Genomic DNA, 25,971 nt, shown 5'->3' on the forward strand with positions numbered 1-25,971 from the left:
TCGGCGCTTGTGGTGCCGGCAAACGGAACATATGGTAAACGAATCCGTTCCTGCGGGCGGTAGAATAGACGTTTCTCCGCCTTTCCGTCCGATCCGATGTTCAATCCCTCACAGCACGACGTGCGCCGCTTTTTCTGCGAGACTTTCCGCAAGGTCCGTGCCAATGAAATCCTCACGCCGCTGGAAGCCATCGCGCGCGACTGGATCGTTCAGCACGAGGAGTATGCGGACGCGCTGAAGGACGTCAACGAAGCGCTGGCGGCGGACTACTCGGTCGAACGCGGCCAAAGCAATCCCTTCCTCCACCTGTCGATGCACCTGTCCATCGCGGAACAGATTTCCATCGATCAGCCGCCTGGAATTCGCGCCGCGTTCCTCTCGCTGGCACAGCGGCTCGGCTCCGAGCACGATGCGCATCACCAGATGATGGAATGCCTGGGTGAGATGATCTGGAATTCCCAGCGCAGCGGTCTGCCGCCCGATGGCGCGGCTTATATCGAATGCGTACGTCGACGCTGAGCTTCAACGACACCGCAGCCGCCGAAGCCCAGCGCTTGCTTTATCAAACGACCTTCACCTCGATCTTGCGCGGCTGGACATGCTCGGTCTTCGGAATGCGCAGGCGCAGCACGCCATTCTTGAACTCTGCCGTCGTTTTCTCGCTGTCCAGTTCCTTGGAAAGCGTGAAGACGCGGCGATAGCGCGGCAGCCGCACTTCCGCATGGCCGGATTCCATGCCTTCGGGTGTACTGAGGCTCACTTCGCCTTCGATGGTCAGGCTGCCTGCTTCAAGCTGCAGGTTCAGCTTTTCCTTCGGCACGCCGGGCAGGTCGGCCAGCAGCGTGATGCCGGAAGCGTCCTCGATCACATCGACCGGCGGCAGCAAGGCAGCCTCGGGCCGGACATTCTCATTCGTGCGTTGCGTCACATTGGTATTTGCGCTCATGTTCGTTCCTCCTTCTTACTGAATGGCGATGCGGCGCGGTGCCGGTGCCTGGCGGCGTTTGACGGAAACATGCAGTACGCCGTCACGATATTCGGCGCTTACACCGCTCGGGTTCACGTCGTCTTCAGGCAGGCTGACCACGCGGCGGAAGCGGCCAGCGAATCGCTCGTTGATATGCAGCGCGGCCTTTTCATCCTGCCCCGGCAAGTCGGCAGCGCGGTCTCCGGCGATGGTGAGCACGCCGCGCTCCAGGTTGACTTCTATCGTTGCCGGATCCAGGCCCGGCGCGAACGCATACAGCTCAAGCGACTGCGGCGTCGTTCCCACATTCACCGCGGGAAAGCCGCCACGTCCTACGCCACGAATGCTGGGGCCCGTTTCAAAGACTTCCTGCATCTCGCGCTGCAGGCGATCGAGTTCGGCGAAGACATCGCGGGGAAACAAGGCTCTGTACATCATTTTGTCCTCCTGACTGGTTAGGTGCGGCCGTCAAATCGGCTTACATCCCCAAAATAGGAGCACCGGGAGGATTTTCAATACCTTGATTTTGTGTGTCGCCGCCACCATGTTGGAGGAAATTGCGGGACATCCGGAAATAAAAAAAGCCACGGAGTCCGTGGCTTTCTTCGTCGAATTGCCGGGGGCGCTTACTTGCGCAGTACCAGCGTTCCCGGCAGGCCGTGCAGGTAGGCCGCAATGTCCTTGATGTCCTGGCCGGACAGCGGCTTGACCTGTGCGCCCATGATCGCGTTACCGCGGCCATTGGCGCCGTCTCCGCCTCGCTTGTACGCCGTCAGTGCTGCGACGAGGTAATCCTCATGCTGGCCGGCCAGCTTCGGGTAGCTCGGGTCGATCGGGGTGTTGTAGTCCTTGCCGTGGCAGGAGAAGCAGTTGTACTTTTCGGCGGCGGCCTTGCCCGCTTCGGCGTTGCCGCCGGCGAAGGCGTTGAACGAAACCAGCACGGCTGCGGCTGCGAGAATCTTCTTCATTGCGTTGTCCCCTCTTATTTCTGCTGTGCGTAGTAGGCGGCGACGTCGGAGATGTCCTGGTCCGACAGTCCGGCAGCGATGCCGCGCATGCTGGGGTGCTTGCGCTCGCCCTTCTTGTAGGCCTGCAGGGCGTTTTCAATGTACTTGGCGGACTGGCCGCCGAGCTTGGGCACCTGGTACACCTCGGGGAAGGTTGCCTTGTAGCCGGGGATGCCGTGGCAGCCGATGCACATCGCCACCTTGTTTTCAGCTGCCTTGGCGTTGCCTTCCGCTGCGGCAGCGAAACCGGCGACACCCGCGAGCGCGACAAACGCAATTAGTTTTTTCATGATAGCTCGGGAGGTTTAAGACGAAATTTCAAAATACATCCGGAAAGAATTCAGCCAGGCAGAGAATCATTTACGGATAAATTCTCGGGACATCGGCGGATTTGACCATGAAGCTTGTAGGTGTTTCTCCGACGCACCAAAACCGTCTCATTCTACCTGAAGACTGACAAGCAGTCCACGAACCGGGACACCGGGCGAAAACCGTCTGGAGGAAGGCCTCCAACCCCGGATTTCCAACTCGCTTATACTTGTTTTTTCCCCTTTCTCTGACGAACGGTACCATGCGCCCAGAAACTCGCTTTGAAGGTTCACAGAACTATGTCGCGACCCATGACCTGAAACTTGCCGTCAACGCCGCGCTGACACTGCAGCGCCCCCTCCTGATCAAGGGCGAACCGGGTACCGGCAAGACCATGCTGGCCGAGGAAGTTGCCGCCGCGCTAGGCATGCCGCTGCTGCAATGGCACATCAAGTCCACCACCAAGGCGCAGCAGGGCCTGTACGAATACGACGCGGTTTCCCGACTGCGCGACTCGCAGCTGGGCGACGAGCGGGTGAAGGACATCCACAACTACATCGTCAAGGGCGTGCTGTGGCAGGCCTTCAACTCCGACCAGCAGGTCGTGCTGCTGATCGACGAGATCGACAAGGCCGACATCGAATTCCCGAACGACCTGCTGCGCGAACTCGACCGCATGGAGTTCTACGTCTACGAGACGCGCGAGCTGGTGAAGGCCAAGACGCGCCCGCTGGTGATCATCACCTCCAACAACGAGAAGGAACTGCCGGACGCCTTCCTGCGCCGCTGCTTCTTCCATTACATCAAGTTCCCCGACAAGGACACGATGGAGCAGATCGTCGATGTCCATTTCCCGCAGCTCAAGAAGGATCTGCTGGCGCAGGCGCTGCAGACCTTCTACGAAGTGCGCGAAGTCGCCGGACTGAAGAAGAAGCCGTCTACGTCCGAGCTGCTCGACTGGCTGAAATTGCTGCTGGCGGAAGACATTCCCGCGGAAGCCCTCCGCAGCAAGGATGCAAAGGCCGTCGTGCCGCCGCTGCACGGCGCGCTGCTCAAGAACGAGCAGGACGTGCACCTGTTCGAGCGCCTGGTCTTCATGTCGCGGACCAACCGCTAGCACGCCATGACCTTCGTCACGCCGCTCACGCTCAAGGGCGAACACGTCACGCTGGAGCCCCTGCAGATCTCCCATACCGCCGGCTTGGCTGAGGCGGTCAGGGATGGGGAGTTGTGGAAGCTCTGGTACACATCCATTCCGGCGCCCGAAGGCATGGGTACCGAAATCGACCGGCGCCTCGGCCTGCAGGCGTCGGGCAGCATGATGCCCTTCGCCATCCGCCGCAATGACACCGGCGCCCTGTGCGGCATGACGACCTACATGCATATCGATGCGGTCCATCGTCGCGTTGAAATCGGCTCGACGTGGTACGCGAAGAGCGTCCAGCGCACCGCGGTCAACACGGAAGCCAAGCTGATGCTGCTGACGCACGCTTTCGAAGAACTGCGCTGCATCGCCGTGGAATTCCGCACGCACTGGATGAACCAGCAGTCGCGCGCCGCCATTGCCCGGCTGGGCGCGAAGCAGGACGGCATCCTGCGCAACCACCAGCGCATGCCGGACGGCTCGTTCCGCGATACGGTCGTGTTCTCGATCATCGAATCGGAGTGGCCGACCATCAAGCGTCACCTGCAGTTCAAGCTGGGGCGCTGAGGAGACAGTATGCTCATCGATTTTTTCTTCACCCTGAAAGACGCGAAGATTCCGGTCTCGATCAAGGAATTCCTGATCCTCCTGGAAGCAATGCAGAAGAGCGTCATCAGCCCGTCACTGGACGACTTCTATTACCTGTCGCGCACGACGCTGGTGAAGGATGAGGCGCATTACGACAAGTTCGATAAAGCATTCGGCCTGTATTTCCGCGGCATCGACGCTATCTTCGAGAAACATCCCGAGATCCCGCTCGAATGGCTGCAGAAGCGCATGGAGCGTGAACTGACGCCCGAGCAGAAGGCGGCAATCGAGAAGTTCGGCTATGACAAGCTGATGGACCGCCTGAAGGAATTGCTCAAGGAGCAGAAAGAACGTCACGAGGGCGGCAACCGCTGGATTGGCACCGGTGGCACCTCCCCGTTCGGCAATGGCGGGACGAATCCTGAAGGCATCCGCATTGGCGGCGAAGGCGGGAACCGCACTGCCGTCAAGGTCTGGGAAGCGCGCAGCTACCGCGATTACGACGACGAGCGCGAGCTCGGCACGCGCAACATCAAGGTTGCGTTGCGCCGCCTGCGCAAGTTCGCGCGCGAAGGCGCCGAGGAAGAGCTGGCCCTCGACGACACCATCCGCGCCACCGCCAACAATGCCGGCTACCTCGACATCAAGATGCAGCCGGAACGCAAGAACAACATCAAGGTACTGATGCTGCTCGACGTCGGCGGCACGATGGACGACCACATCGCCCGCACCGAGGAATTGTTCTCGGCAGCGAAGACCGAGTTCAAGAACATGGAGTTCTTCTACTTCCACAATTGCGTCTACGACTACCTGTGGAAGAACAACCGCCGCCGCCACGCCGAGAAGTTCCATACCTGGGATGTGCTGCGCAAGTACACGCCGGACACCAAGCTGATCTTCGTCGGCGATGCGACGATGAGCCCGTATGAAATTCTTCAGCCGGGCGGGTCGGTCGAATACAACAACGAGGAAGCCGGGGCCGAGTGGCTGCAACGCTTCACCAGCACCTTCCCGAAGTTCATCTGGCTCAATCCCGAGCCGGAGGGTTTGTGGCAGTACCGTCAATCGATTTCTGTCATCCGGCAGATCATGAACAACCGGATGTTCCCCGTCACCATCGAGGGACTGGAACGCGGGATGCGCGTGTTGAGCAAGTAGTCCGCTTGTCAGGCGAACGGCAGGAATTTCTTCAGTACGGTCACCAGATGATGACTCGCGAGCGGCTTGTTCAGGAAGCCGTCGGCACCGACGTAACGGGCCTGCTGCACGTCGTACACGAAGGGTTTGCTGACCAGGAAAACGACGGCGATGCGGACCAGCGAGTCCTTCTCCTTGATCGCCCAGCAAAGACGGTAAGGATCGAGGCCGGGTGTTGACGTATTGATCATGACGAAGGCGACCGGCTCGCGCTTGCAGACTTCAACTGCTTCAACCTCGTCACTCACCCATGCGACGGGCACTTTCTGACGGGCCAGCAGGTCGGAGAGGTAGTCCCGCAGGGCCGGCGCCTTGTCCACGACAAGAACGATCCCGTTTTCCGGCACCTTGGCGCGCATTTTCTCGTACTCGGCGGGATCGGTAAGATCGAGGTCGATGCGGTCACGGCGACGCCTTTCGGGGACGGTGACAATATCGGACGCTTCCAGCCGCGACAATGCGTCCGCACGCCGCTCCACGAGTTCATCCAGCGTTTCGAACAACTGGTCCCAGCGAATCGGATCGTCGACCGCGGGATACGGCAAGGGTACGTCCGGCGTGCCGACCAGCATCGCCGGGCGGACCTCGCTGGGGCGCACGTCTGCAAGCGTCACCAGCGCCTTGAGCTGGCTTGCCTTCGCGACGTAGAGGTCAGGATCCTGCAGATTGTCGTCCTCAAGTCTGAAATAGCCGTACCCCCAGGTCTGCCTGATCGAGAAATTTTCGTCAAAGCAGGCCTCCTCCTCGGACGTAAAGCCGATGAGTCGAACGGCAAAGGGGAAGGTCTGGCTGATCATGGCGTTTCATTTTATAAATATTTTTATATGTTTCATTAAATAAATTTTCGGGAATGGCATTTACGCCACGGCGCCGCGTTTTCGTTCCTTAACCGCTTGCAGGGCCGAAACCAATGCCCGACGAGCGCCGATTTTCATTAGAATGCTGGGACTTATGCGTTAATGCATACCCTATAGCAACTCCGCTTCCCATTGAATGGCAACCAGAAAATCTTCCGATTACAGCGAATCGTCAATCCGCGTCCTGAAAGGACTCGAACCCGTCAAGCAGCGTCCGGGCATGTACACCCGCACCGAAAACCCGCTGCACATCATCCAGGAAGTGATTGACAATGCCTCCGACGAAGCGCTCGGCGGCTTTTGCAAGAACGTCATCGTTACCCTGAATCCCGACGGCAGTGTCAGCGTCGAGGATGACGGCCGCGGCATTCCGGTCGGCCTGCACCCCGAAGAGAAAGTGCCGACCGTCGAGATCGTCTTCACGCGCCTGCACGCGGGTGGCAAATTCGACAAGGGTTCGGGCGGCGCCTACTCCTTCTCCGGCGGCTTGCACGGTGTCGGCGTGTCGGTCACGAATGCCCTCTCCACTCGCCTCGAAATCACCGTCTGGCGCGAAGGCGGCGTGCACCAGATCGCTTTCGCCGAAGGCGACGTGATCGAGAAACTGAAATCGCGTCCGCAAGGCAAGGAAGACAAGAAGTCCGGCACGCGCGTAACCGTCTGGCCGAACGCCAAGTACTTCGACTCCTCCGCCATCCCCAGCGCCGAACTGCAGCGCCTGCTGCGTTCCAAGGCGGTCCTGCTTCCGGGCGTGAAAGTCACCCTGGTCAACGGCAAGACCGGCGAGACGCAGACCTGGAAATACGACCAGGGCCTGCGCGGCTACCTGGTGGAATCGCTGGCCCAAACCTCCGGCGCCGAGCCGCTCATCCCGCTTTTCGAAGGCGAGCAATACGCCGGCAACGACGCGGAAGGCTTTGCCGAAGGTGAAGGCGCCGCATGGGTCGTCGCCTGGACGGAAGATGGCAATGTCGTGCGTGAGTCCTACGTCAACCTGATCCCGACGCCTGCGGGCGGCACGCACGAAGCTGGCCTGCGTGAAGGCCTGTTCAATGCGGTCAAGAGCTTCGTTGAAATGCACGCGCTGCTGCCCAAGGGCGTCAAGCTGCTGCCGGAAGACGTGTTTGCGCGTGTCTCCTTCGTGCTGTCGGCCAAGGTGCTCGATCCGCAATTCCAGGGACAGATCAAGGAGCGCCTGAATTCCCGCGACGCGGTGCGTCTTGTGGGCTCCTTCACCCGCCCAGCCCTCGAACTCTGGCTCAACCAGCACGTCGACTACGGCAAGAAGCTGGCAGAACTGGTGATCAAGCAGGCGCAATCCCGCCTGCGCTCGGCGCAAAAGGTCGAAAAGAAAAAATCCTCCGGTGTGGCTGTGCTGCCCGGCAAGCTCACCGATTGCGAATCGGACGACATCTCCCGCAACGAGCTTTTCCTCGTCGAGGGCGATTCCGCGGGCGGCTCTGCCAAGATGGGCCGCGACAAGGAATTCCAGGCCATCCTGCCGTTGCGCGGCAAGGTACTGAACTCCTGGGAAACCGAACGTGACCGCCTGTTCGCCAACAATGAAATCCACGATATCGCTGTCGCAATCGGCGTCGACCCGCATGGACCGAACGACACCCCGGACCTCTCCGGTCTTCGCTACGGCAAGATCTGCATCCTCTCCGATGCGGACGTCGACGGCTCGCACATCCAGGTGCTGCTGCTGACGCTGTTCTTCAAGCACTTCCCGCAGTTGATCGCCCACGGCAACATCTGTGTCGCCCGTCCGCCGCTGTACCGTGTCGACGCCCCCGCGCGCGGCAAGAAGCAGGCGCAGAAGCTGTACGCACTGGACGACGGCGAACTGGCAGCCATCGAAGACAAGCTGCGCAAGGACGGCGTGAAGGAAGGCGCCTGGAGCATTTCCCGCTTCAAGGGTCTCGGTGAAATGAACGCGGAGCAGCTGTGGGAAACCACCATGAATCCGGACACGCGCCGCCTGCTGCCGGTGTCGCTCGGCGACTTCGACCTCGCCGCCTCCGAATCGCGCTTCAACATGCTGATGGGCAAAGGCGAAGCCGCCGCACGCCGCGCCTGGCTCGAAGAGCACGGCAACGAAGCCGAAGCCGATATCTGATGGCCGCGATCAATAGACAAGTGAAACAATGACTGAACAAGCCACCCTGTTTGAAGAAGCGCCGTCGGGTGACGGCGAAGCGCTCACGCTCGCGACCTTTGCCGAGCGTGCCTACCTCGACTACGCCATCTCGGTCGTCAAGGGCCGTGCATTGCCGGATGTCTGCGACGGCCAGAAACCGGTCCAGCGCCGCATCCTGTATGCGATGCACGAACTTGGCCTCGACTCCGCCGCCAAGCCGCGCAAATCCGCTGCTGTGGTCGGCGACGTGCTCGGCAAGCTGCATCCGCACGGCGATCAGTCGGTGTACGACGCGCTGGTGCGCATGGCGCAGGATTTTTCGCTGCGCTATCCGCTGATCGACGGCCAGGGCAATTTCGGCTCGCGCGACGGCGACGGCGCCGCGGCCATGCGTTACACGGAAGCGCGCCTGACCCCGATCTCGAAACTGCTGCTCGACGAGATCGACATGGGCACGGTTGATTTCCAACCGAACTATGACGGCTCGACCCAGGAGCCGAAGCTGCTGCCTGGACGCCTGCCCTTCGTGCTGCTTAACGGCGCGTCCGGCATTGCGGTCGGCCTCGCCACGGAAATCCCGTCGCACAACCTGACCGAAGTCGCCAAGGCGGCCGTGGCAATGATCCGCAACCCGAAGATCACCCACGCCGAATTGATGGAAATGGTCCCCGGTCCCGACTTCCCGGGCGGCGGCCAGATCATCACACCGGCGACGGCGATCGCGGAAATGTATGAAAACGGCCGCGGCACGCTGAAGGTGCGCGCTCGCTGGAAGATCGAGGACCTCGCGCGCGGCCAGTGGCAGGCGGTGGTCACGGAGCTGCCACCGGGCACTTCCGCGCAAAAGATCCTCGAGGAAATCGAAGAGCTCACGAATCCGAAGGTCAAGCTCGGCAAGAAATCGCTGCTGCCCGACCAGCTGGCGATGAAGCAGATGATCCTGTCGGTACTTGACACCGTGCGCGACGAATCCGGCAAGGATGCGCCGGTACGCCTCGTCTTCGAACCGAAATCGAAGAACCAGGACCAGACCGAGTTCATGAATATCCTGCTGGCGCACACCTCGCTGGAAACCGGCAGCTCGATCAACCTCGTGATGATCGGCCGCGACGGCCGTCCTCGCCAGAAGGGCCTGTCGCATATCCTGCACGAGTGGATCGAGTTCCGTTTCGATACGGTCACCCGCCGTACCCGTTTCCGCTTGCAGAAGGTCGACGACCGCATCCATATCCTGGAAGGCCGCGAAGCGGTCCTGCTGAATATCGACAAGGTCATCAAGATCATTCGGGAATCGGATGAGCCGAAGCCAGCACTGATACAGACATTCAAGCTGTCCGACCGCCAGGCCGAGGACATCCTGGAAATCCGTTTGCGCCAACTTGCGCGCCTCGAAGCGATCAAGATCCAGCAGGAACTGTCGGATCTGCGCAAGGAAAAGGAAACGCTGCATGACCTGCTCGACAACCCCTCGTCGATGAAGCGGCTGGTCATCAAGGAAATCGAAGGCGATGCCAAGCAGTTTGGCGACGCGCGCCGCACGCTCATCGAGGAAGCGGAGCGCGCCAGCGTCGAGCAGAAGGTGATCGACGAACCGGTGACCGTTGTCATCTCGCAGAAGGGTTGGGTGCGCGCGCGCACCGGCCACGGCCACGATCCGGCGCAATTCACGTTCAAGGCCGGCGACAGCCTCTACGGCACGTTCGAGTGCCGTACGATCGACACGCTGCTCGCCTTCGGCTCCAATGGCCGCATTTACTCGGTTGCAGTCTCCGCCCTGCCCGGCGCGCGCGGAGACGGCGTACCGGTCACCACGCTGATCGAGGTCGCCGGCGGCACGCGCATCCTGCATTATTTCGCCGGTCCGGCAGACACGATCCTGATGCTGGCATCCACGGCGGGCTACGGCTTTAGCGCCAAAGCGGGCGACATGGTCAGCCGCATCAAGGCCGGCAAGGCCTTCCAGACGCTGGATGACGGCGACGAGCCACTCGCACCGCGCATGGTACTTGCCGATGCCAGCGCTGTGGCGTGCCTGTCGGAAAAAGGCCGTTTGCTGGTCTTCGGCCTGGATGAACTCAAGACCCTTTCCGGAGGAGGACGTGGTGTCATCCTGATGGACCTGGAGACGAACGAGAAGCTGGTTGCTGCACAGCCGATCAGCCAGAGGGGTGTCTCAGTGTCCGGAACCGGACGCGGCGGGAAAGCTCAGGAAGTTTCCCTGTCTGCATCGGCACTTGCACCGCATATCGGCAAGCGCGCGCGCAAGGGCAAGGCGTTGGAGTCGAAGATCAAGCCGGCGGGATTGCAGGCAATTCGATAAATGCACTAAAACGGGCACATCAGGTGCCCGGAAGATGGCGGCGGCATGTCTGCCGCCGCCATTCCCCGAGAATTACAGCTTGGCAGTAATCAGCTTGCCCAGCTTCTCCACGCCTTCGCGGATCTTGGCCGGCGGCACGGTAACGAAGCTGAGGCGCAGCGTGTTCTTCTCGGGTGCGTTCGCATAGAACGGCGCACCCGGAACAAAGGCGACGTTCTGTGCGATCGCCTCGTCGAGCAGTTTCATGCTGTCGATGTGCTTCGGCAACGTGACCCAGATGAACATGCCGCCTTCCGGACGCGTCCAGGTGACGGACGACGGGAAGAACTCGGTCAGTGCGCCAAGCATGGCTTCGCACTGGTCCGCATACAGCTTGCGGATCGTGGGGATGTGCTCCTTCAGGAAACCGTCCTTGACCACTTCGTGAACAACCATTTGGGTCAGTTGTGCCGTGTGCAGGTCCGCTGCCTGCTTGGCCTGTTCCAGCTTGCGGATGAGCGGCACGGGAGCGACCACGTAACCGAGGCGGATACCCGGCGTGAGTACCTTGGAGAAGGAACCCATGTAGATGACGCCGTTGGGGTTCATCGTGAGCATCTTCGGCAGCGGGTCGCCGCGGTAGCTGAGGGCGCCGTAGGGATCGTCCTCGATCAGCGGCAGGCCGAGGCGTGCGCAGGTTTCGACCAGCGCGACGCGGCGTTCGACGGACAGGGAGCGGCCGGTCGGGTTCTGGAAATTCGGGAGTGCGTACAGCAGGCGCGCGCCCGGCGCGACATCGGCGAGTTGTTCGGGAATCAAGCCATGGTCGTCGGTGGGAACCGAGACGAATTCGGGACGGTAGACGGAAAATGCCTGCAGCGCGCCCAAGTAGCTCGGCGTCTCCACGAGCACCTTGCTGCCTTCGTCGACCAGTACTTTCGCCAGCAGATCGAGTCCTTGCTGCGACCCGGACACCATCAGCACCTGCTCGGGCACGATCTTCGCGCCGTCGGTGGACAAGGAGTCGGCAATCCATTCACGCAGCGGACCATAGCCATCCGTCGGGCCGTACTGCAGTGCCACCTTGCCCTGGTTCGACAACACCGTGTCGAAGGCAGCGCGCATGCGCTCTACGGGGAAGGTCTCGGGCGACGGCAGGCCACCCGCAAAAGAAATCACGTCGGGACGCACCGTCACCTTGAGGATTTCGCGGATGACCGAGCTTTGCAGCTGCTGCGCGCGCTCGGAGAATTGCCATTGGATGGGAGTCGGGTTTTCCATTTTCATACTTGTCTCACTGGTTGAATGGCGTTGTACGCCTGTTATGTCAGCACGCTTGTGGCGCACCTGCTAAAAGACGGCATGGGATACATGCCGGCCGAAATAGTCGATTTTACCTGCGTATTGAAACAACGGCCTAAGCTGAAAACTTTTCAGACAAGCCCTTTTCCAGCTCGGCGATGCCGGCCGGGAGATCGAGGGATGCGCCCGCGTACTGCATGCTCGATCCGAACGCATGCAAGGTCCGGAACAGGTTATGCGCGCGGCTTTGCTCGCCCATCTGGCCGATACGGACAATGTTCAGGCCGAAGGAGCCGGAAATTTCGACGCGGTGCACGCGCGACATGTGCGTGCGGACGGCGTCGCCGGAAATCCCGTCAGGAATGGTGATCCCGACCACGGAATTCAGTCGCGCTTGCTCGGGCACGAGGAGCTTGAGCCCCATCGCCTCGATACCGCGCTGAAGCGCTTTGGAGCAGACTTCGTGACGCTGGAAGCGGCGCGGCAGCGTCTCTTCGCATACCAGGCGCAATGCCTCGTGCAGCGCGAGGATGCCGGAGACCGGCGCGGTGTAATGGTAGGACTTCTGGTTCCAGAATTTGTCGGCCAGCAGCGCGTCCAGGCACCAGTGGGTGATCGGTTTCTTGCGCGCCTCGATGCGTTTCCAGGCGTTCTCGGAGAAGGCAAGCAGCGATACGCCGGGAATGGACGACAAGCCCTTCTGCCCGCCGGTAATCACGGCGTCGACCTTCCAGCGGTCCATCTCCAGGGGCATGGTGCTGAGGGTGCAGACGGCATCGACAATCACCATGCACCCGTAGGAATTGGCAAGGCGCGCGATGGCTTCGAGGTTGCGGTTGAAGACGGTATTGGATGTCTCGCCCTGCACGATCGTAAGCGTCTGGTAATCGCCCTGCTTGAGGTAGTGTTCAACGGCTTCGACATCGGCCGCCTGGTTGTCGGGCACGTCGAGCGTTGTCACCTGTGCGCCAATGCGCGTCGCCATCTCGGCCATGCGGCGGCTGAAGTAGCCGTTGCATACCGCCAGCACCTTGGTGCCAGGATCGACCAGGTTGCAGATCGCCATTTCCATCGCCGCTGAACCAGGACCGGCAACGCCGAGCACATGGCGCGAGGAGGTCTGGAAGACGTAGCGTCCCATCTCCTTCACCTGCTCGATCACCTTGTTCATCGTCTCGCCGAGGTGATTGATGACGATGGAGTTGGCGTAGGCCACCTTATGCGGGATCGGCACGGGGCCGGCGCCCATCATCAGCAGCGGTTCCTGCGGGAGGATATGGTCGAGCGATGCAACGGATGGCGGTTGAAAGGTTTCCATGTAGGTGTCTGTCGAAATGAAAAGTTGGCGGGTCAGGCGCTAATGTATCCCTCGATGCAGTTTACTGCCAAGCCGCCGAGCCAGATCACATCATTTTCGTAGGTAATTTCTATTTGACCATCGCTGCCGATACAACGCCCCTGCCGTGCGCGATAATCGACCGGCCCGCGTCGTTCGCGGAGGTAATAGGCGACTGCGCCATTGCCGCTGCCGCAGACCGGGTCTTCCGGCGTGCCTTCGGTCGGCGCGAAAGAGCGCACTTCGACAGTCGCCTCATCGAGGCCAAAGATGTTCAGCCCGCTCGCCACCGCCCGTGTCGTGGCCATGCCGATACGATTCATGTCGGGGCGCAGGCTGCGCAGCAGTTCGCCGCTTGCAACCTGCCCCGTCAGCCAGGCGACGCCGAGATCAACGACGACAGGGTCTTCCACTAGCGATGCGCCCAATGCTTCTTCCACCAGCGCTCGGGTTTCCTTGTCCACGGTCTTGAACTGCGCGCGGGGAAGTGCAATCCGGATGCCGGTATCGTCAATCCGCATCTGCACCAGTCCGACGCCGCATTCCTGCACCAGCGCGCCGTCGCGCTTCGGGATGAACCCCGACGACAGCATTGCGTGTGCGCTGCCTATCGTCGGGTGCCCTGCAAAGCGCATTTCGTTCGCCGGATTGAAAATGCGCAGCCGGTAGTCCGCATCCGGATGCTCCGGCGAGCAAACGAACGTCGTTTCGGACAAGTTGGTCCAGCGCGCAATCGCCTGCATCTGCGCCGTCTCCAGGCCGTCGCCATCAAGCACGACAGCAACGGGATTGCCCTTGTACGGTTCGGCGGTAAATACATCGACCTGGCGGAAGCGGCGCTGCTGCATGGCGATTGTCCTTGTATCGGATCAGGAAAGTTCGGCGATCAGTTCGATCTCGACGCAGGCGCCGAGCGGAACCTGGGCGACGCCAAAGGCGGAACGGGCATGCTTGCCCTTCTCGCCGAAGACTTCACCGATCAGGTCGGAAGCGCCGTTGGTGACGAGGTGCTGTTCAGTGAATTCGGAGGTCGAGTTCACCAGGCTCATCACCTTGACGATGCGGTTCACGCGATTGAGGTCGCCGCCGCAGGCTGCCTGCAGGGTCGCCATCAGATCGACGGCCACGGCGCGTGCAGCCAGCTTGCCTTCTTCGGTCGTCATGTTCTTGCCGAGCTGGCCGACCCAGGGCTTGCCGTCCTTCTTGGCGATGTGGCCGGACAGGAACACCGTATTGCCGGTCTGGGCGAACATGACGTAGGACGCGGCCGGTGCGGCCACTGCCGGCAGTTCGATGTTGAGTGCTTTCAGTTTTTCGTAGACGGACAAGATGCTCTCCTGATGGATGGGGAATAAGGGATGACGATTTTAACGCTTCACCGCCGTGCGCCGTCCGATTGCCACGACGGCGATGACGGCCATGGCGAACAGGAAGTTGCGCGGATCGAGCGCTTCGCCGAGGATCAGGGCCGCACCGACCAGCGTCAGGAAAGGTTGCAGCAACTGCACCTGCCCGACGCGTGCGATACCGCCCAACGCCAGCCCTTTATACCAAAAGAAGAACCCAATAAACATCGAAAATAGGGAGACATAGCCGAATCCTATCCAGGCCTTGGCGGAGGCCGTCATGCCATAGTTCCAGCCGAGCCAGACCGTGATCGGCAGCAACACCGGCATCGACAGCACCAGCGCCCAGGAAATGACCTGCTGACCGCCCATGGATTGTGACAATCTGCCGCCTTCGGCATAGCCCATCGCAGCCGCAATCGTCGCGGCAAACAGGGCAAAGTCCGCGGGATGCAAACTCCCGCCGCCTTGCCAGAGAGCAAACCCGACGACGAGGCCGCTGCCGGCAAGCGCGGCAATCCAGAAGCCGGGCGAAGGCCGCTCGCCGAAGCGCAATGCACCGAACAAGGCGGTCGCCAGCGGGAGTATGCCCACCACGATGGCGCCGTGCGAAGCCGGGACATAGCGCATCGCAATCGATGAGAACACCGGGAAGCCGACCACAACGCCGAGCGAGGTGATGATGAGCGCCCGGAACTGCGAACGCGTCGGCCGCGGCGCGCCGATCCACCATAGCAAAGCGGCGGAAGCAGCCGCCGCCACGACCGCCCTTCCAAGCGCAACCAGCACCGGATTCAATTCCTCCACTGCCATGCGGGTGAACGGCAGCGTCAGGCTGAAGATCGCAACACCGACCGTCCCCAGCCACATGCCCCGCGTTTCCTGCGTCACACTTGTGCTCATCTGCCGCTCCTACATCCAGATTGCAATGGCGGAATACACGGTCAACGCCATCATCACGCCGCAAAACATCCGTTGCCATAGCGGCTGCGCCAAATAGCGCCGCAGCACCGCGCTCGTTCCCGCCCACACGCTAACGCATGGCAGGTTGATCGCGCAGAACACGAGGCAGAACAGGGCAATCGCAAACCACACCGGTTGCACCAAAGGTAGGAAGGCGGACGCGCCGGTCACGGCCATCACCCATGCTTTCGGGTTGGCGAATTGAAAAAGCGCCGCGCCGAGGAATGACATCGGCTTGGCAGACGTATCGGCGTCCTGACGGAATGCCATGCTGCGCAACTGCCAGGCCAGGTACAGCAGGTAAGCGGAGCCGAGCGACTTGAGCACGACATGGATCGCGGGAACAGCCAGCACCAGGCTTCCAATGCCCGCAGCGCACAGCACCAGCATCACACCGAAGCCGAAGGTGATGCCAAGCATATGCGGAATCGAACGGACGAAGCCGAACAGGATGCCCGACGACGTCAGCATGATGTTGTTCGGCCCCGGTGTGATCGAGGACACGAAGGCGAAGGTGGCGAGCGGAAGCAGGGTTTCCATGGTTATCCACCCAGCGCGTATTCGGCCGCCTTGCGCGCATGCAGGGCGGTGGTGTCGAACACCGGGACGGGCGAATCTTCCGGCGAAATCAGCATGGAGATCTCCGTGCAGCCGAGGATGATGCCTTCCGCGCCCTGCTCCACCAGGCGCCGGATGATCCGGCGGTAGGCCTCGCGCGACTCGTCGCGCACCACGCCGCGGCACAGTTCCTCGTAAATCACCCTGTGCACCACGGCGCGATCGGCCTCGTCCGGCACGATCGTCTCGATGCCATGGCGCTCGCGCATGCGCTGCTTGTAAAAATCCTTTTCCATCGTGAAGCCGGTCGCGATCAGCCCGACTTTCTTCAGTCCACTGCGGCGGATTTCCTGCGCCGTCGGCTCGACGATATGGAACAGCGGAATATCGGCTTCCGATGCGATCTTGTCGGCGACGATGTGCATGGTGTTGGTACAAATGACCAGGAAGTCGGCACCGGCAGCCCGCATCGACTTCGCTGCGCGCGCCAGCCGGCTGGCGGCCTCGTCCCACTCGCCGGCACGCTGCAGCTGCGCGATCTCCTCGAAATCGCAGCTATACAGGAACAGCTTCGCCGAATGCAGTCCGCCCAGCTTTTCCTGCACGGTCCGGTTGATGATGCGGTAGTAGGGAACGGTGGATTCCCAGCTCATGCCGCCCAGCAGGCCGATTGTTTTCATGACGTCTCCATGCGATTGAAGTTTTTCAGGTGTTGAACTATCCTAAACGACTATACCGGTACAGTACCAGTACACCTTTTCAAATAATCCCAACCACTGTCACGGCAAAATGACCAATACAGCCAGCATGCGTAAAGGCGTCACCGCGGAATTCAGCGTCGCGGCGCCGCAGGTCCTGTCGCGCGAAGGCGGCGAATCACTCGTCGACCAGATCGTGCGCTCCATCGAGGCGCGCGTGGACGACAAGCTGCTGCGCAGCGGAGCACGCATGCCGTCGATCCGGCAGTACGCGGAAACCTACGGCGTGTCGCGATTCACGGTCGTCGAAGCCTACGACCGGCTGGTGGCAAAGGGCTACCTCGAGTCGCGCCGGGGCTCGGGTTTCTATGTGCGGGAACGCTCGCCGATGGTGGCAAGCAATGCGCCGCGCGCAGTGGACGCCATGCCCCAGCACCTCGACGTGGTCTGGCTGGTCCGCAACATGTTCCGCCAGCATCCGCAGGAAAAGATGCCGGGTTCCGGCCTGCTGCCCGCCGACTGGCTGGACGGCGAACTGGTCGCCAACGCCCTGCGCGCGATCAGCCGGCAAAACCAGAGCCTGCTCCTGCAGTACGGCAATCCCCAAGGCTCCCTGCTGCTGCGCCAGCAGCTCCAGCTGAAGCTGGCCGAGCTGGAAATCGCCGCTTCGCCCGAGCAATTCGTGACCACCTCCGGCATTACGCAGGGACTGGACCTCATCGCGCGTCATTTCACGCAGCCGGGGGATACAATTTTCGTCGACGATCCCGCGTGGTTCCTGATGTTCGGCTCCTTCGCCACACTGGGCGCCAAGGTCGTCGGCATCCCGCGCCTGCCCGACGGCCCGGATATCGCCAAGCTGGCGGAGCTGGCCGAACTGCACAAGCCCAAGCTGTACGTCATCAATTCGGTGCTGCACAACCCCACGTCCACCTCCCTGTCGGCAGCGAAGGCCTTCCAGATCCTGAAGATCGCCGAGCAGCACAACATCACCATCGTCGAAGACGACATCTACTGCGACCTGCACCCCGGCAGCAGCGTTCAGCCGGCAACGCGCATCGCTTCGCTGGATCAGTTGAACCGGGTGATCTACCTCGGCGGTTTTTCCAAGACGCTGGCGGCCAACCTGCGTGTCGGCTTCATTGCCACCTCACCGGAAATGGCGCAGCGGCTGGCCGACCGCAAGATGCTGACTACCCTCACGACGTCCGACATCGGCGAACGCACGGTGTACAAGATCCTGTCCGAAGGCCATTACCGGAAGCACGTCGACCGGCTGCGCGGCAAGCTCGATTCAGTCCGAGACAAGACGATCAAGCAGCTGGAGCGCGTCGGACTGAAGGCCGACATCACGACGCCGGCCGGGATGTTTGTCTGGATCGATACCGGCGTGGATACCAACGTTCTGGCGGAAAAAGCGGTCCAGGAAGGCTATCTGCTGGCGCCCGGCAGCCTGTTCTCGCCCAGCCAGCTGCCATCGACGCGGATGCGGATGAATGTGGCGAGTGCCGGGGAAATCGGTCTGCTGCGCTTCCTCGAACGCGAAATCGGGAATATCGCACGCTAAACCGGCCTTGAAATCCGCCCGGCCATCCCCATATCGCTAGAGTTGTCTTCCAGACATGGTCCGGAAGGCGTGCAATCGCAACCTTTCAACAGACTCTAGAGGTAAAAATGGTCGTAGCCGAAAAGCAAACCCTGGGTTTTCAGGCAGAAGTCAAACAGCTCCTGCAATTGATGATTCACTCCTTGTACTCCAACAAGGAAATCTTCCTGCGCGAACTGATCTCCAACGCGTCCGACGCGGCCGACAAGCTACGCTTCGAGGCGATCAACAACGCCGCGCTGTTCGAGAACGACCCTGAACTAAAGATCAAGGTGACCTTCGACAAGGCGGCCCGCACCGTCACCATTTCCGACAACGGCATCGGCATGAGCCGCGAGGAAGCCATTGAGCACCTCGGCACCATCGCCAAGTCGGGCACCAAGGAATTCTTCTCCCGCCTGTCGGGCGACCAGCAGAAGGACGCGGCGCTGATCGGCCAGTTCGGCGTGGGCTTTTACTCTGGCTTCATCGTCGCCGACAAGATCACCGTCGAGACCCGCCGCGCGGGTCTGACGGCTGAGCAAGGCGTGCGCTGGGAATCGGGCGGCGAAGGCGACTTCACCGTCGAGCCGATCGACAAGCCGGCGCGCGGCACCGACATCACGCTGCACCTGCGCGAAGGCGAGGACGAGCTGCTCTCCGTGTGGAAGCTGAAGTCCATCATCCGCAAGTATTCCGACCACATCTCGCTGCCCATCCTGATGAAGAAGGAAGAATGGGACGACGAGAAAAAGGAAACCGTCGTCAAGGACGAGTTCGAGACGGTGAACCAGGCCAGCGCGCTCTGGACCCGCAGCAAGAACGACATCACCTCCGAGCAGTACGAGGAGTTCTACAAGCACGTCTCGCACGATTTCGAAGGCCCGCTCGCATTCACCCACAACCGCGTTGAAGGCCGCAGCGAATACACCCAGCTGCTGTATGTGCCGAAGCGTGCCCCGTTCGACCTGTGGGACCGCAACAAGCGCGGCGGCATCAAGCTTTACGTCAAGCGCGTCTTCATCATGGACGACGCCGAGCAGCTCATGCCGGTCTACCTGCGCTTCGTCAAGGGCGTAATCGACTCGGCCGACCTGCCGCTGAACGTGTCCCGTGAAATCCTGCAGGAATCGCGCGACGTGAAGGTCATCCGCGAAGGTTCGACCAAGCGCGTGCTGGGCCTGCTGGAAGAACTGGCCAACAGCGAGGAGCAGGAACAGAAGGACAAGTACGCCACCTTCTGGAAGGAATTCGGCCAGGTGCTCAAGGAAGGCATCGGCGAGGACCACGCCAACAAGGAACGCATCGCCAAGCTGCTGCGCTTCGCCTCCACGCACAATGACAACGATGCGCAGAACGTTTCCTTCGACGACTACATCGGTCGCATGAAGGAAGGCCAGGACAAGATCTACTACGTCACGGCCGACAACTACGCCGCCGCGAAGAACAGCCCGCACCTCGAAATCTTCCGCAAGAAAGGCGTCGAAGTCCTGCTGCTGACCGACCGCGTCGACGAATGGATGCTGTCCTTCCTGCACGAAGTGGAAAGCAAGGAACTGGTCTCGGTAGCCAAGGGTGACCTCGACCTCGGCAAGCTGGAAGACGAGGCCGAGAAGAAGGAGCACGAAAAGACCGAGAGCGAGTACAAGGACCTGGTCGAGAAGATGAAGACCGCGCTGGCCGACAAGGCCAAGGAAGTGCGCGTCACCTTCCGCCTGACCGACTCGCCGGCCTGCCTGGTGGCGGACGAGCATGAACTGTCCGGCAACCTGATTCGCATGCTCAAGGCCGCCGGCCAGAACGCACCGGAGAGCAAGCCCATCCTCGAGATCAACCCGAACCATCCGCTCGTGCAGCGCCTGAAGTATGAAGAGGCGAAGTTCGACGACTGGTCCCACATCCTGTATGACCAGGCCACGCTAGCGGAAGGCGGCACGCTCGCCGACCCGGCAGGATTTGTGAAGCGTTTGAACGAGATGCTGCTGGCGGTAAAGTAACGCCGCATGCAACGAAAAAACGGGCTGCAATCGCAGCCCGTTTTTCATTTTCCCGTCAATGCTTCACACCCTGCCACCCGCGCGAAGCATGCCCGACGTCACGGGGATCGCCCTGGCCTGGGCGCGCTGCTCCATCCACTCCAGCGCCTGCTGCCACAGCGTTTCCCTGAACTCCGGCCGGAAGAAGCCGAAGTGGCCGACCCGCCTGGCCTGCACATCCTGAGGCGAAATGTAGCGGCGATCGACCGGTGCATTGCGGTACTTGTCGTGCATGCTGTCGATGCTCCAGCGGCTCATCATTTCGTCGTCGGTAAAACTTAGCGCCAGGATGGGCGCCCGGATCTCGTCGTAGCCGGCGCGGATCGGATTGCCCTTGCGATCGACGACATAATGCGGACTCTTGCACCACTGCGCCCATTGGGTGGCGACGCCCCTGGGCAGGTCGCCGACTTTCTTCACCTTCTTACCTGGGAAGTAGCCGAACAGGCGCGAGTAGAGCGGCACAGCGAAGTACCACATGAACCAGACGAAGCGCCGTACTTGCGGCGCGTTGCGCTTCCAGTAGCCGCTGCCGGAAGCCACGGTGACGAGGCCGTCGATCAGCTGGCGGTCTGGCAGCAAGCCCGGCAGCTGCCCGCCAAGCGAGTGTCCGACCACCAGCAGAGGTACATCCGGCTGCCAGGTCTTCGCCGCCCGCAACGCGGCGTTATAGTCCCGCCCCGCCCAGATGAACAGGTCGGCCTCGAAACCGCGCAGTGAGCGTTTGAAGCGCGCCGGAGTCGAGGCGCCGGACCCGCGGTAGTCGAAGGTCAAGGCGGCATACCCCTGCTCTGCGAGGAATTGCGCGAACGGGATGTAAAAGTCCTGTTTCACCCCCATGGCATTGGACAGCACGACGACGCCGCGTGCTTTTCCCGCAGGTGTGAAACGGCGCCCTGCGAGCTCGAAGCCGTCATCGGCACGAATGGTGATCGTTTCCATCTTCGTCTCCTTTACTAATCGACCGCGCGGATCACTTCGGCCGGATTCACCACACCTTCGCGGGACCGGATCACGGCCTTCGAGGTGCCCTCGGCGACAACGCGATCGCCCGAGGTAAAGGTATGTGTCATATAGAAAAACTTCTCGTCCCAATGGGTGACTGCCAGGGACACCCGGAAACGCTCGAGCACCTTCAACGGCTTCTTGTATGTCATCGTGTGGTCCGCAATCATCGGCATCCACTTTTTCTTCAGCATGACTTTCAGCAGGCCGGTGCGAATGAAGAGATCGACACGGTTCAGGTCACAGATCGTGAGGTAGCGGCCGTTGTTCATGTGCAGGTTGACGTCGAGGTCATTGGGCAGGGTGCGCAGGGTCAGCGTACTCTGCAGCGCCGTCGCCGGCAGCCGTTCGCGGAACAGCGACAGAACGAGCACATACATCATGCGCAGGACAAGGTTCATGGCCGGCTCACTTCAGGTTCATCGTGATCTTGGCGGTGAAGACTTTCCTGCCTTCCGCATCGAACGCATCGACCGGCACTTGCACGTCGCCGGTCTGCTCCCAGTCGACGGAAGCGCCGTCGGCGACGACGCGCATGTCGGTCCGCGCCTTGGCGAGGTATTGCACGGTCATCCCGACCGGGATCCACTGGCGGCCGTCAGGGATGGAAACGGTGGTCATCGTGCCGGCGGCGAGTTCGGCGGCGTTGCACAGGGCGATCGCGTGAACCGTACCCAGATGGTTGTGCACTTCGCGTCGGTTGGCGAACTTCACTTCGGCATAGCCTGGGCGAAGCTCGGTGAAGGTCGGGTCGATCGTTGCGAAGTACGGCGCGAAGTTGGTGACAGCCTTGCTGAATGCCTCGTTGCCCATCTGCTTGTACATGCCGAGGGTCTGGTTCATTGTCTTCTCCTTTGCTTGATCGTGGATTGTTGTTAAGGTGCACAGGTAGTGCAGACCGCACTAGAATACTATTCTAGAATAAAATTCTAGTCAAACGACTGGATGCCATGACCACGACCAGGAAAAACAGAAAACAGGAAATCCTCGACGCCGCCCTCGCCTGCTTCACCGAAAACGGCGTGGAGGCGACGACCATCGACATGATCCGCGAGCGTTCGCAGGCAAGTGTCGGGAGCATGTACCACCACTTCGGCAACAAGGAGGCGATCGCCGCCTCGCTCTATGTCGAAGCGCTGGCAGAACACCATGAATACCAGCAGTCGCTGCTGCAGAAGGCGCGTACCGCAGAGGACGGCGTCAAAGCAATTACTTACGCCTACATTGACTGGGTATCGGCCAATCCGGACAAGGCGCGCTTCATCCTGTACAACCGCAGCGTGCTGGCCAAGACGGAAAAGGCTGCTGAACTGAAGGAACGGACGCGCAAGCAGTACACAGAAATCCTTGCCTGGTTCCAGCCCTTTGTTGCACGTGGCGAACTGAAGCAGGTGCCGCAGGAGCTGTATGCCTCCTTGATCACCGGACCGGCGCACGACTATGCCCGGCTGTGGCTGTCAGGACGAGCGAAGACGGATATCAAGGCATACCGCGACGTGTTCGCCGAAGCGGCCTGGAGTTCGGTCAAGCCTTAGCCAGCGCTTTTTCAAGTGCCGGTGTGCTCAGCAAGTGGTAAAGGACGGCACCGTCCATGTCCTTGCCTTTGCCGGCTTCCGCGCGGCGGATGAGTTCAACCACCCGTTCGTTCGCCGGCGCACCACGCCCGGACGCGTGCGCCAGCGCGACTACCGCGCCGTTCAGGTAATCGACTTCGGTCCGGCGTCCTGCCTGCAGGTCTTCCCACATCGAGGAGCGCGCTTCGGGATCGATCCGCAGCATGGCTCCCGCCAGTCGCTTGAAGAGCCAGTCAGGCAGGCGCAGGATGCGCGGCAGCATGGCGGGCGCAACCCGCGCCACCTTCGCCGGGACAATGCCTGCCGCGCGCAGCGCGTCGAGCGCTTCTTCAATCAGGAGCGCGAGGCAGCGGCGGTAGGCACGCTGCGACAACTCCGCCTTCAATGGCAGGCCTGACAGGGCATTGACGGAATTGTTCAGGTTGAGCAGCAGCTTGCCCCACAGCACGCTGGCGAAATCCGTGCGCTCGACCAGCGGCAGGCGCGCGGCTTCAAAGGGTCCGAGCCAATGCACGATGCCCGGCGCCGCTTCCACCATCAACTCCCCTTCCGTGCCGCGATGAAAGCGGCCATCCGCCATTTGCACAACGTTGAACGGCACCATGCCGCCCACGATGCGCATGTCCTTGAGCCTGTTACGCAGCGTCGCCACATTGCCTACGCCGTTCTGCAGGCTCAGGACGAGTGCGGACGGCTTGGCATACGCATGGATGGCATCGGCGGCGGCAGCGGTATCGGCACTCTTGACGGTAACGAGGATGAGGTCGGCCTCGGCAAGCCGGCCAGGATCTTCCGACCACGGAATCCGTGGGCCGTCGAAGACGATACGCTTGCCCTGCAGGTCGGTCAGGACGACACCCTGCCGCGCAATCCGTTCGCCCATCCGGGCGCGGCCGATCAACAGGACGTCGGCGCCCGCCGCAAGCAGCGAGCACCCCACGTAGACGCCGATGGAACCGGCGCCGAAGACGACGATCTTCATGCGCCGGTCAGTAGGCAATGCGGAATCGGCGATACAGGAAGCTGAGGACGAACAAGGGTCCGATCAGCAGGAAGCGCAGGTCTTCAAAAAAGGACGGTTTCTTGCCCTCGATCTTGTGGCCGATGAACTGGCCAATCCAGGCAACGACGAAAACGCCGAGCGAGATCTCCAGCATCCACGCTTGCGGCAGGATGGACAGGATCCACAGCATCACGCCGGACATGAGCAGCATGCCGAAGGCGAACGGCACGGACAGGCGGATGTAATAAATGAGGCTGGCGACGGTCACAGCGAGCGCGGCCATCGGATGCACGGCCCACAGCATGCCAAGGAAGGAGAAAACAATCAGTGGAATGCAGACGAAGTGAATGATTTCGTTCGTCGGGTTCAGATGACTCTCGGAATATTTCGCGAGCAATGCTTCGATTTGTCGCTGTGCAACACCTTGCATGACGGTCTCCTGTGATGAATCGGCGGCTGCAAATGTCCGCTCTGTGAATTCATATTAGATCGTCAACCCGCTTTCTGCTTGAACGCAATCGTCATCTTGTGCAGCTCGGACGGCACGACGCCGAAGGTGCTGCGGAAGGTGCGGCTCATATGGGCCAGGTCGGAAAAACCGGCGCGGTGCGCGGCGGCCGTCATGTTATCCCCGCGCGCAACGGCCGCCACACCCTCGAACAGCCGCAGCCAGAGCAAGTAACGCGACAGCGACAAGCCGGTCTGCTGCCGGAACAGATGAGTGAATCGGCTTTCAGACAAGTGGACCTGCGCGGCGAGCAATTCGCCGCTGGGCGTTACGCCGGGATTGGCGGCAATCCATTCCAGTGCACGGGAAATGCGCGCGTCGGAGCCGTAGTGAGAAAGCGCAGACGGCAGCGCGCAGCATAACCATTGCTGTGCCGCATTCTCTGCGGTGTCGAGATCGAGCATTCCGTTTCGCGCTGCCTCGATTGCCGCGTTGACTGGCTGAAAATCGGGCAATGTGTTGTAGGCGGCGTTGACCTCGGTCGCGACAGCATGTTGCCGCTGCGGCAGTTCGACGAAAAGATGGGCAAGCATGCTGCCGCCGCAGTCAAGCTGGTGCTGCTGGTTCGGCGCGAAGACCGCAGCCTGTGTTTCCACCCAAGGTGCATCGGCACCGAGACGCACCCGAAAGGGCCGATCGAGGCCCAGGGTGATCTGCGCCGCGAAATGCGCGTGCGGCGTCGAATCGATGCCCGGTCCGACGATCAGGGCACGGCCATGCCACAGGAACAGGCTCGCCGGCTCCGCCATCAACGCCCGCCCGTGACGTCGACGAACGTGCCCGTTACATAAGACGCCTCGTCTGACAGCAGCCAAAGAATCGCCTGCGCCACTTCCTCCGGATCGCCACCGCGCTTCATCGGGACGGCGTCCTTGACACGTTCGACGCGTCCCGGCTCGCCGCCGCTGGCATGGATGTCCGTGTAGATGACGCCCGGGCGCACGCCGTTGACACGGATTCCTTCCTCCGCCAGCTCCTTCGCCAGCCCGATGGTCAGCGAATCGATCGCGCCCTTGGACGCGGCGTAGTCCACGTATTCGTTCGGCGCACCCAGCCGGGCGGCGATCGAAGACAGATTGACGATCGCGCCCCCGGAGCCGCCACGCCGGGTCGACATGCGCTTGACGGCTTCGCGCGCACACATGAAGCTGCCGGTCACATTCGTGGCGAAGATCCGCGCCAGCCTGGCGCTATCCATCTCGTCGACGCGGGCCTGCCGCTCCAGGATGCCGGCATTGTTGACGAGTGCCTGCAGTGTTCCGAGCCCGCGATCCACTTCCTCGAACATGCGTACCACGTCAGCCTCCACAGCCACGTCAGCCTGCACCGCGAGCGCTTCGCCCCCCGCCGCACGGATGGCCGACACGATCTCGTCGGCCGCGGCACGGTTGTGCACGTAATTCACTGCGACAGCATAGCCTCGCTGCGCGCCAATCCGCGCGGTAGCCGCACCGATGCCTCGACTGCCCCCCGTAATCACCATGACCTTTCGTTGCATCCGTCCCTCCCTCGCCAAATTCTCGCTGATAACCCTTGATAAATATTGAAA

General features: G+C 61.4%; 28 protein-coding genes. 9 read left to right on the forward strand and 19 right to left on the reverse strand.

The window, feature by feature from the left end:
- Positions 1-96 precede the first annotated feature (96 nt).
- Positions 97-519: a DUF1841 family protein gene (locus ACNOHI_RS16740; protein ID WP_420475833.1), complete on the forward strand. Its 423-nt coding sequence runs from the start codon at positions 97-99 to the stop codon at positions 517-519.
- A gap of 43 nt (positions 520-562) precedes the next feature.
- Here ACNOHI_RS16740 and ACNOHI_RS16745 read toward each other — a convergent pair whose 3' ends face one another.
- The 4 genes from ACNOHI_RS16745 to ACNOHI_RS16760 form a co-directional block, all read right to left on the reverse strand.
- A complete protein-coding gene (locus ACNOHI_RS16745; RefSeq protein WP_420475834.1) occupies positions 563-946 on the reverse strand; it encodes an Hsp20/alpha crystallin family protein in 384 nt (127 codons plus the stop codon).
- Positions 947-961: 15 nt separating this feature from the next.
- A complete protein-coding gene (locus tag ACNOHI_RS16750) occupies positions 962-1,402 on the reverse strand; it encodes an Hsp20/alpha crystallin family protein (RefSeq protein WP_420476163.1) in 441 nt (146 codons plus the stop codon).
- 191 nt (positions 1,403-1,593) lie between these two features.
- Positions 1,594-1,935, reverse strand: a complete 342-nt coding sequence (locus ACNOHI_RS16755; RefSeq protein WP_420475835.1) for a c-type cytochrome — start codon at positions 1,933-1,935, stop codon at positions 1,594-1,596.
- A 14-nt stretch (positions 1,936-1,949) separates the two neighbouring features.
- Complete coding sequence (locus ACNOHI_RS16760) at positions 1,950-2,264, reverse strand: c-type cytochrome (RefSeq protein ID WP_420475836.1); 315 nt, start codon at positions 2,262-2,264, stop codon at positions 1,950-1,952.
- 281 nt (positions 2,265-2,545) lie between these two features.
- Between ACNOHI_RS16760 and ACNOHI_RS16765 the strand changes: the two genes are divergently transcribed.
- Genes ACNOHI_RS16765 through ACNOHI_RS16775 form a run of 3 tightly spaced genes read left to right on the forward strand, consistent with a single transcriptional unit; the run spans position 2,546 to position 5,173 of the window.
- Entirely contained in the window at positions 2,546-3,400 is an 855-nt protein-coding gene (locus ACNOHI_RS16765; protein ID WP_420475837.1) for an AAA family ATPase, read from the forward strand.
- 6 nt (positions 3,401-3,406) lie between these two features.
- Positions 3,407-3,994: a GNAT family N-acetyltransferase gene (locus ACNOHI_RS16770; RefSeq protein ID WP_420475838.1), complete on the forward strand. Its 588-nt coding sequence runs from the start codon at positions 3,407-3,409 to the stop codon at positions 3,992-3,994.
- A gap of 9 nt (positions 3,995-4,003) precedes the next feature.
- Positions 4,004-5,173 carry a vWA domain-containing protein gene (locus tag ACNOHI_RS16775; protein ID WP_420475839.1) on the forward strand — a complete coding sequence of 390 codons (1,170 nt, stop codon included), beginning with the start codon at positions 4,004-4,006 and terminating at the stop codon, positions 5,171-5,173.
- Between the two features lie 8 nt (positions 5,174-5,181).
- Here the strand turns inward: ACNOHI_RS16775 and ACNOHI_RS16780 are convergent, their stop codons facing one another.
- Positions 5,182-6,009, reverse strand: a complete 828-nt coding sequence (locus ACNOHI_RS16780; RefSeq protein ID WP_420475840.1) for a response regulator — start codon at positions 6,007-6,009, stop codon at positions 5,182-5,184.
- 196 nt (positions 6,010-6,205) lie between these two features.
- On the opposite strand from ACNOHI_RS16780, the gene ACNOHI_RS16785 reads away from it, so the two are divergent.
- Together ACNOHI_RS16785 and parC are read left to right on the forward strand one after the other, a co-directional pair.
- Entirely contained in the window at positions 6,206-8,188 is a 1,983-nt protein-coding gene (locus ACNOHI_RS16785) for a DNA topoisomerase IV subunit B (protein WP_420475841.1), read from the forward strand.
- 28 nt (positions 8,189-8,216) lie between these two features.
- Complete coding sequence (parC, locus tag ACNOHI_RS16790) at positions 8,217-10,529, forward strand: DNA topoisomerase IV subunit A (RefSeq protein WP_420475842.1); 2,313 nt, start codon at positions 8,217-8,219, stop codon at positions 10,527-10,529.
- A gap of 72 nt (positions 10,530-10,601) precedes the next feature.
- Here parC and ACNOHI_RS16795 read toward each other — a convergent pair whose 3' ends face one another.
- The 7 genes from ACNOHI_RS16795 to ACNOHI_RS16825 form a co-directional block, all read right to left on the reverse strand.
- Positions 10,602-11,795, reverse strand: coding sequence for a PLP-dependent aminotransferase family protein (locus tag ACNOHI_RS16795; RefSeq protein ID WP_420475843.1), 1,194 nt, complete (start codon positions 11,793-11,795; stop codon positions 10,602-10,604).
- A gap of 130 nt (positions 11,796-11,925) precedes the next feature.
- A complete protein-coding gene (locus tag ACNOHI_RS16800; protein ID WP_420475844.1) occupies positions 11,926-13,128 on the reverse strand; it encodes a pyridoxal-phosphate-dependent aminotransferase family protein in 1,203 nt (400 codons plus the stop codon).
- A 32-nt stretch (positions 13,129-13,160) separates the two neighbouring features.
- Positions 13,161-13,994: a PhzF family phenazine biosynthesis protein gene (locus ACNOHI_RS16805; RefSeq protein ID WP_420475845.1), complete on the reverse strand. Its 834-nt coding sequence runs from the start codon at positions 13,992-13,994 to the stop codon at positions 13,161-13,163.
- A 21-nt stretch (positions 13,995-14,015) separates the two neighbouring features.
- Positions 14,016-14,474 carry a RidA family protein gene (locus ACNOHI_RS16810; protein WP_420475846.1) on the reverse strand — a complete coding sequence of 153 codons (459 nt, stop codon included), beginning with the start codon at positions 14,472-14,474 and terminating at the stop codon, positions 14,016-14,018.
- Positions 14,475-14,513: 39 nt separating this feature from the next.
- Positions 14,514-15,395 carry a DMT family transporter gene (locus ACNOHI_RS16815; protein WP_420475847.1) on the reverse strand — a complete coding sequence of 294 codons (882 nt, stop codon included), beginning with the start codon at positions 15,393-15,395 and terminating at the stop codon, positions 14,514-14,516.
- 9 nt (positions 15,396-15,404) lie between these two features.
- Positions 15,405-15,995: a LysE family translocator gene (locus ACNOHI_RS16820; protein WP_420475848.1), complete on the reverse strand. Its 591-nt coding sequence runs from the start codon at positions 15,993-15,995 to the stop codon at positions 15,405-15,407.
- Between the two features lie 2 nt (positions 15,996-15,997).
- Positions 15,998-16,693 carry an aspartate/glutamate racemase family protein gene (locus tag ACNOHI_RS16825; RefSeq protein WP_420475849.1) on the reverse strand — a complete coding sequence of 232 codons (696 nt, stop codon included), beginning with the start codon at positions 16,691-16,693 and terminating at the stop codon, positions 15,998-16,000.
- 109 nt (positions 16,694-16,802) lie between these two features.
- On the opposite strand from ACNOHI_RS16825, the gene ACNOHI_RS16830 reads away from it, so the two are divergent.
- Positions 16,803-18,278, forward strand: a complete 1,476-nt coding sequence (locus ACNOHI_RS16830; RefSeq protein ID WP_420475850.1) for a PLP-dependent aminotransferase family protein — start codon at positions 16,803-16,805, stop codon at positions 18,276-18,278.
- Between the two features lie 107 nt (positions 18,279-18,385).
- Positions 18,386-20,293 (forward strand): molecular chaperone HtpG, encoded by a 1,908-nt coding sequence (gene htpG / locus ACNOHI_RS16835; RefSeq protein WP_420475851.1) that lies wholly within the window; start codon positions 18,386-18,388, stop codon positions 20,291-20,293.
- 63 nt (positions 20,294-20,356) lie between these two features.
- On the opposite strand, the gene ACNOHI_RS16840 is transcribed toward htpG, so the two are convergent.
- Genes ACNOHI_RS16840 through ACNOHI_RS16850 form a run of 3 tightly spaced genes read right to left on the reverse strand, consistent with a single transcriptional unit; the run spans position 20,357 to position 22,180 of the window.
- Positions 20,357-21,274 carry an alpha/beta fold hydrolase gene (locus ACNOHI_RS16840; RefSeq protein ID WP_420475852.1) on the reverse strand — a complete coding sequence of 306 codons (918 nt, stop codon included), beginning with the start codon at positions 21,272-21,274 and terminating at the stop codon, positions 20,357-20,359.
- Positions 21,275-21,288: 14 nt separating this feature from the next.
- Positions 21,289-21,738, reverse strand: a complete 450-nt coding sequence (locus ACNOHI_RS16845) for an acyl-CoA thioesterase (protein WP_420475853.1) — start codon at positions 21,736-21,738, stop codon at positions 21,289-21,291.
- A gap of 7 nt (positions 21,739-21,745) precedes the next feature.
- Positions 21,746-22,180 (reverse strand): hotdog fold domain-containing protein, encoded by a 435-nt coding sequence (locus ACNOHI_RS16850; RefSeq protein WP_420475854.1) that lies wholly within the window; start codon positions 22,178-22,180, stop codon positions 21,746-21,748.
- Positions 22,181-22,287: 107 nt separating this feature from the next.
- Between ACNOHI_RS16850 and ACNOHI_RS16855 the strand changes: the two genes are divergently transcribed.
- On the forward strand, positions 22,288-22,872 hold the full coding sequence (locus tag ACNOHI_RS16855; protein ID WP_420475855.1) for a TetR/AcrR family transcriptional regulator: 585 nt from the start codon (positions 22,288-22,290) through the stop codon (positions 22,870-22,872).
- Here the strand turns inward: ACNOHI_RS16855 and ACNOHI_RS16860 are convergent.
- The 4 genes from ACNOHI_RS16860 to ACNOHI_RS16875 form a co-directional block, all read right to left on the reverse strand.
- Positions 22,862-23,893 carry a 2-dehydropantoate 2-reductase gene (locus ACNOHI_RS16860; RefSeq protein ID WP_420475856.1) on the reverse strand — a complete coding sequence of 344 codons (1,032 nt, stop codon included), beginning with the start codon at positions 23,891-23,893 and terminating at the stop codon, positions 22,862-22,864. The two genes, ACNOHI_RS16855 and ACNOHI_RS16860, sit on opposite strands and share 11 nt — an antisense overlap.
- A 7-nt stretch (positions 23,894-23,900) precedes the next feature.
- Positions 23,901-24,344 carry a DUF962 domain-containing protein gene (locus tag ACNOHI_RS16865; protein WP_420475857.1) on the reverse strand — a complete coding sequence of 148 codons (444 nt, stop codon included), beginning with the start codon at positions 24,342-24,344 and terminating at the stop codon, positions 23,901-23,903.
- 62 nt (positions 24,345-24,406) lie between these two features.
- The gene (locus tag ACNOHI_RS16870; RefSeq protein ID WP_420475858.1) at positions 24,407-25,171 is read right to left on the reverse strand and encodes a helix-turn-helix domain-containing protein; all 765 of its coding nucleotides are present in this window, start codon (positions 25,169-25,171) and stop codon (positions 24,407-24,409) included.
- Positions 25,171-25,920, reverse strand: coding sequence for an SDR family oxidoreductase (locus tag ACNOHI_RS16875; protein ID WP_420475859.1), 750 nt, complete (start codon positions 25,918-25,920; stop codon positions 25,171-25,173). The genes ACNOHI_RS16870 and ACNOHI_RS16875 overlap by 1 nt, the downstream gene beginning before the upstream one ends.
- Between the last annotated feature and the right edge of the window lie 51 nt (positions 25,921-25,971).

The organism is Noviherbaspirillum sp. ST9, assembly GCF_048799745.1.
In the GTDB taxonomy this organism is placed as follows: domain Bacteria; phylum Pseudomonadota; class Gammaproteobacteria; order Burkholderiales; family Burkholderiaceae_D; genus Noviherbaspirillum.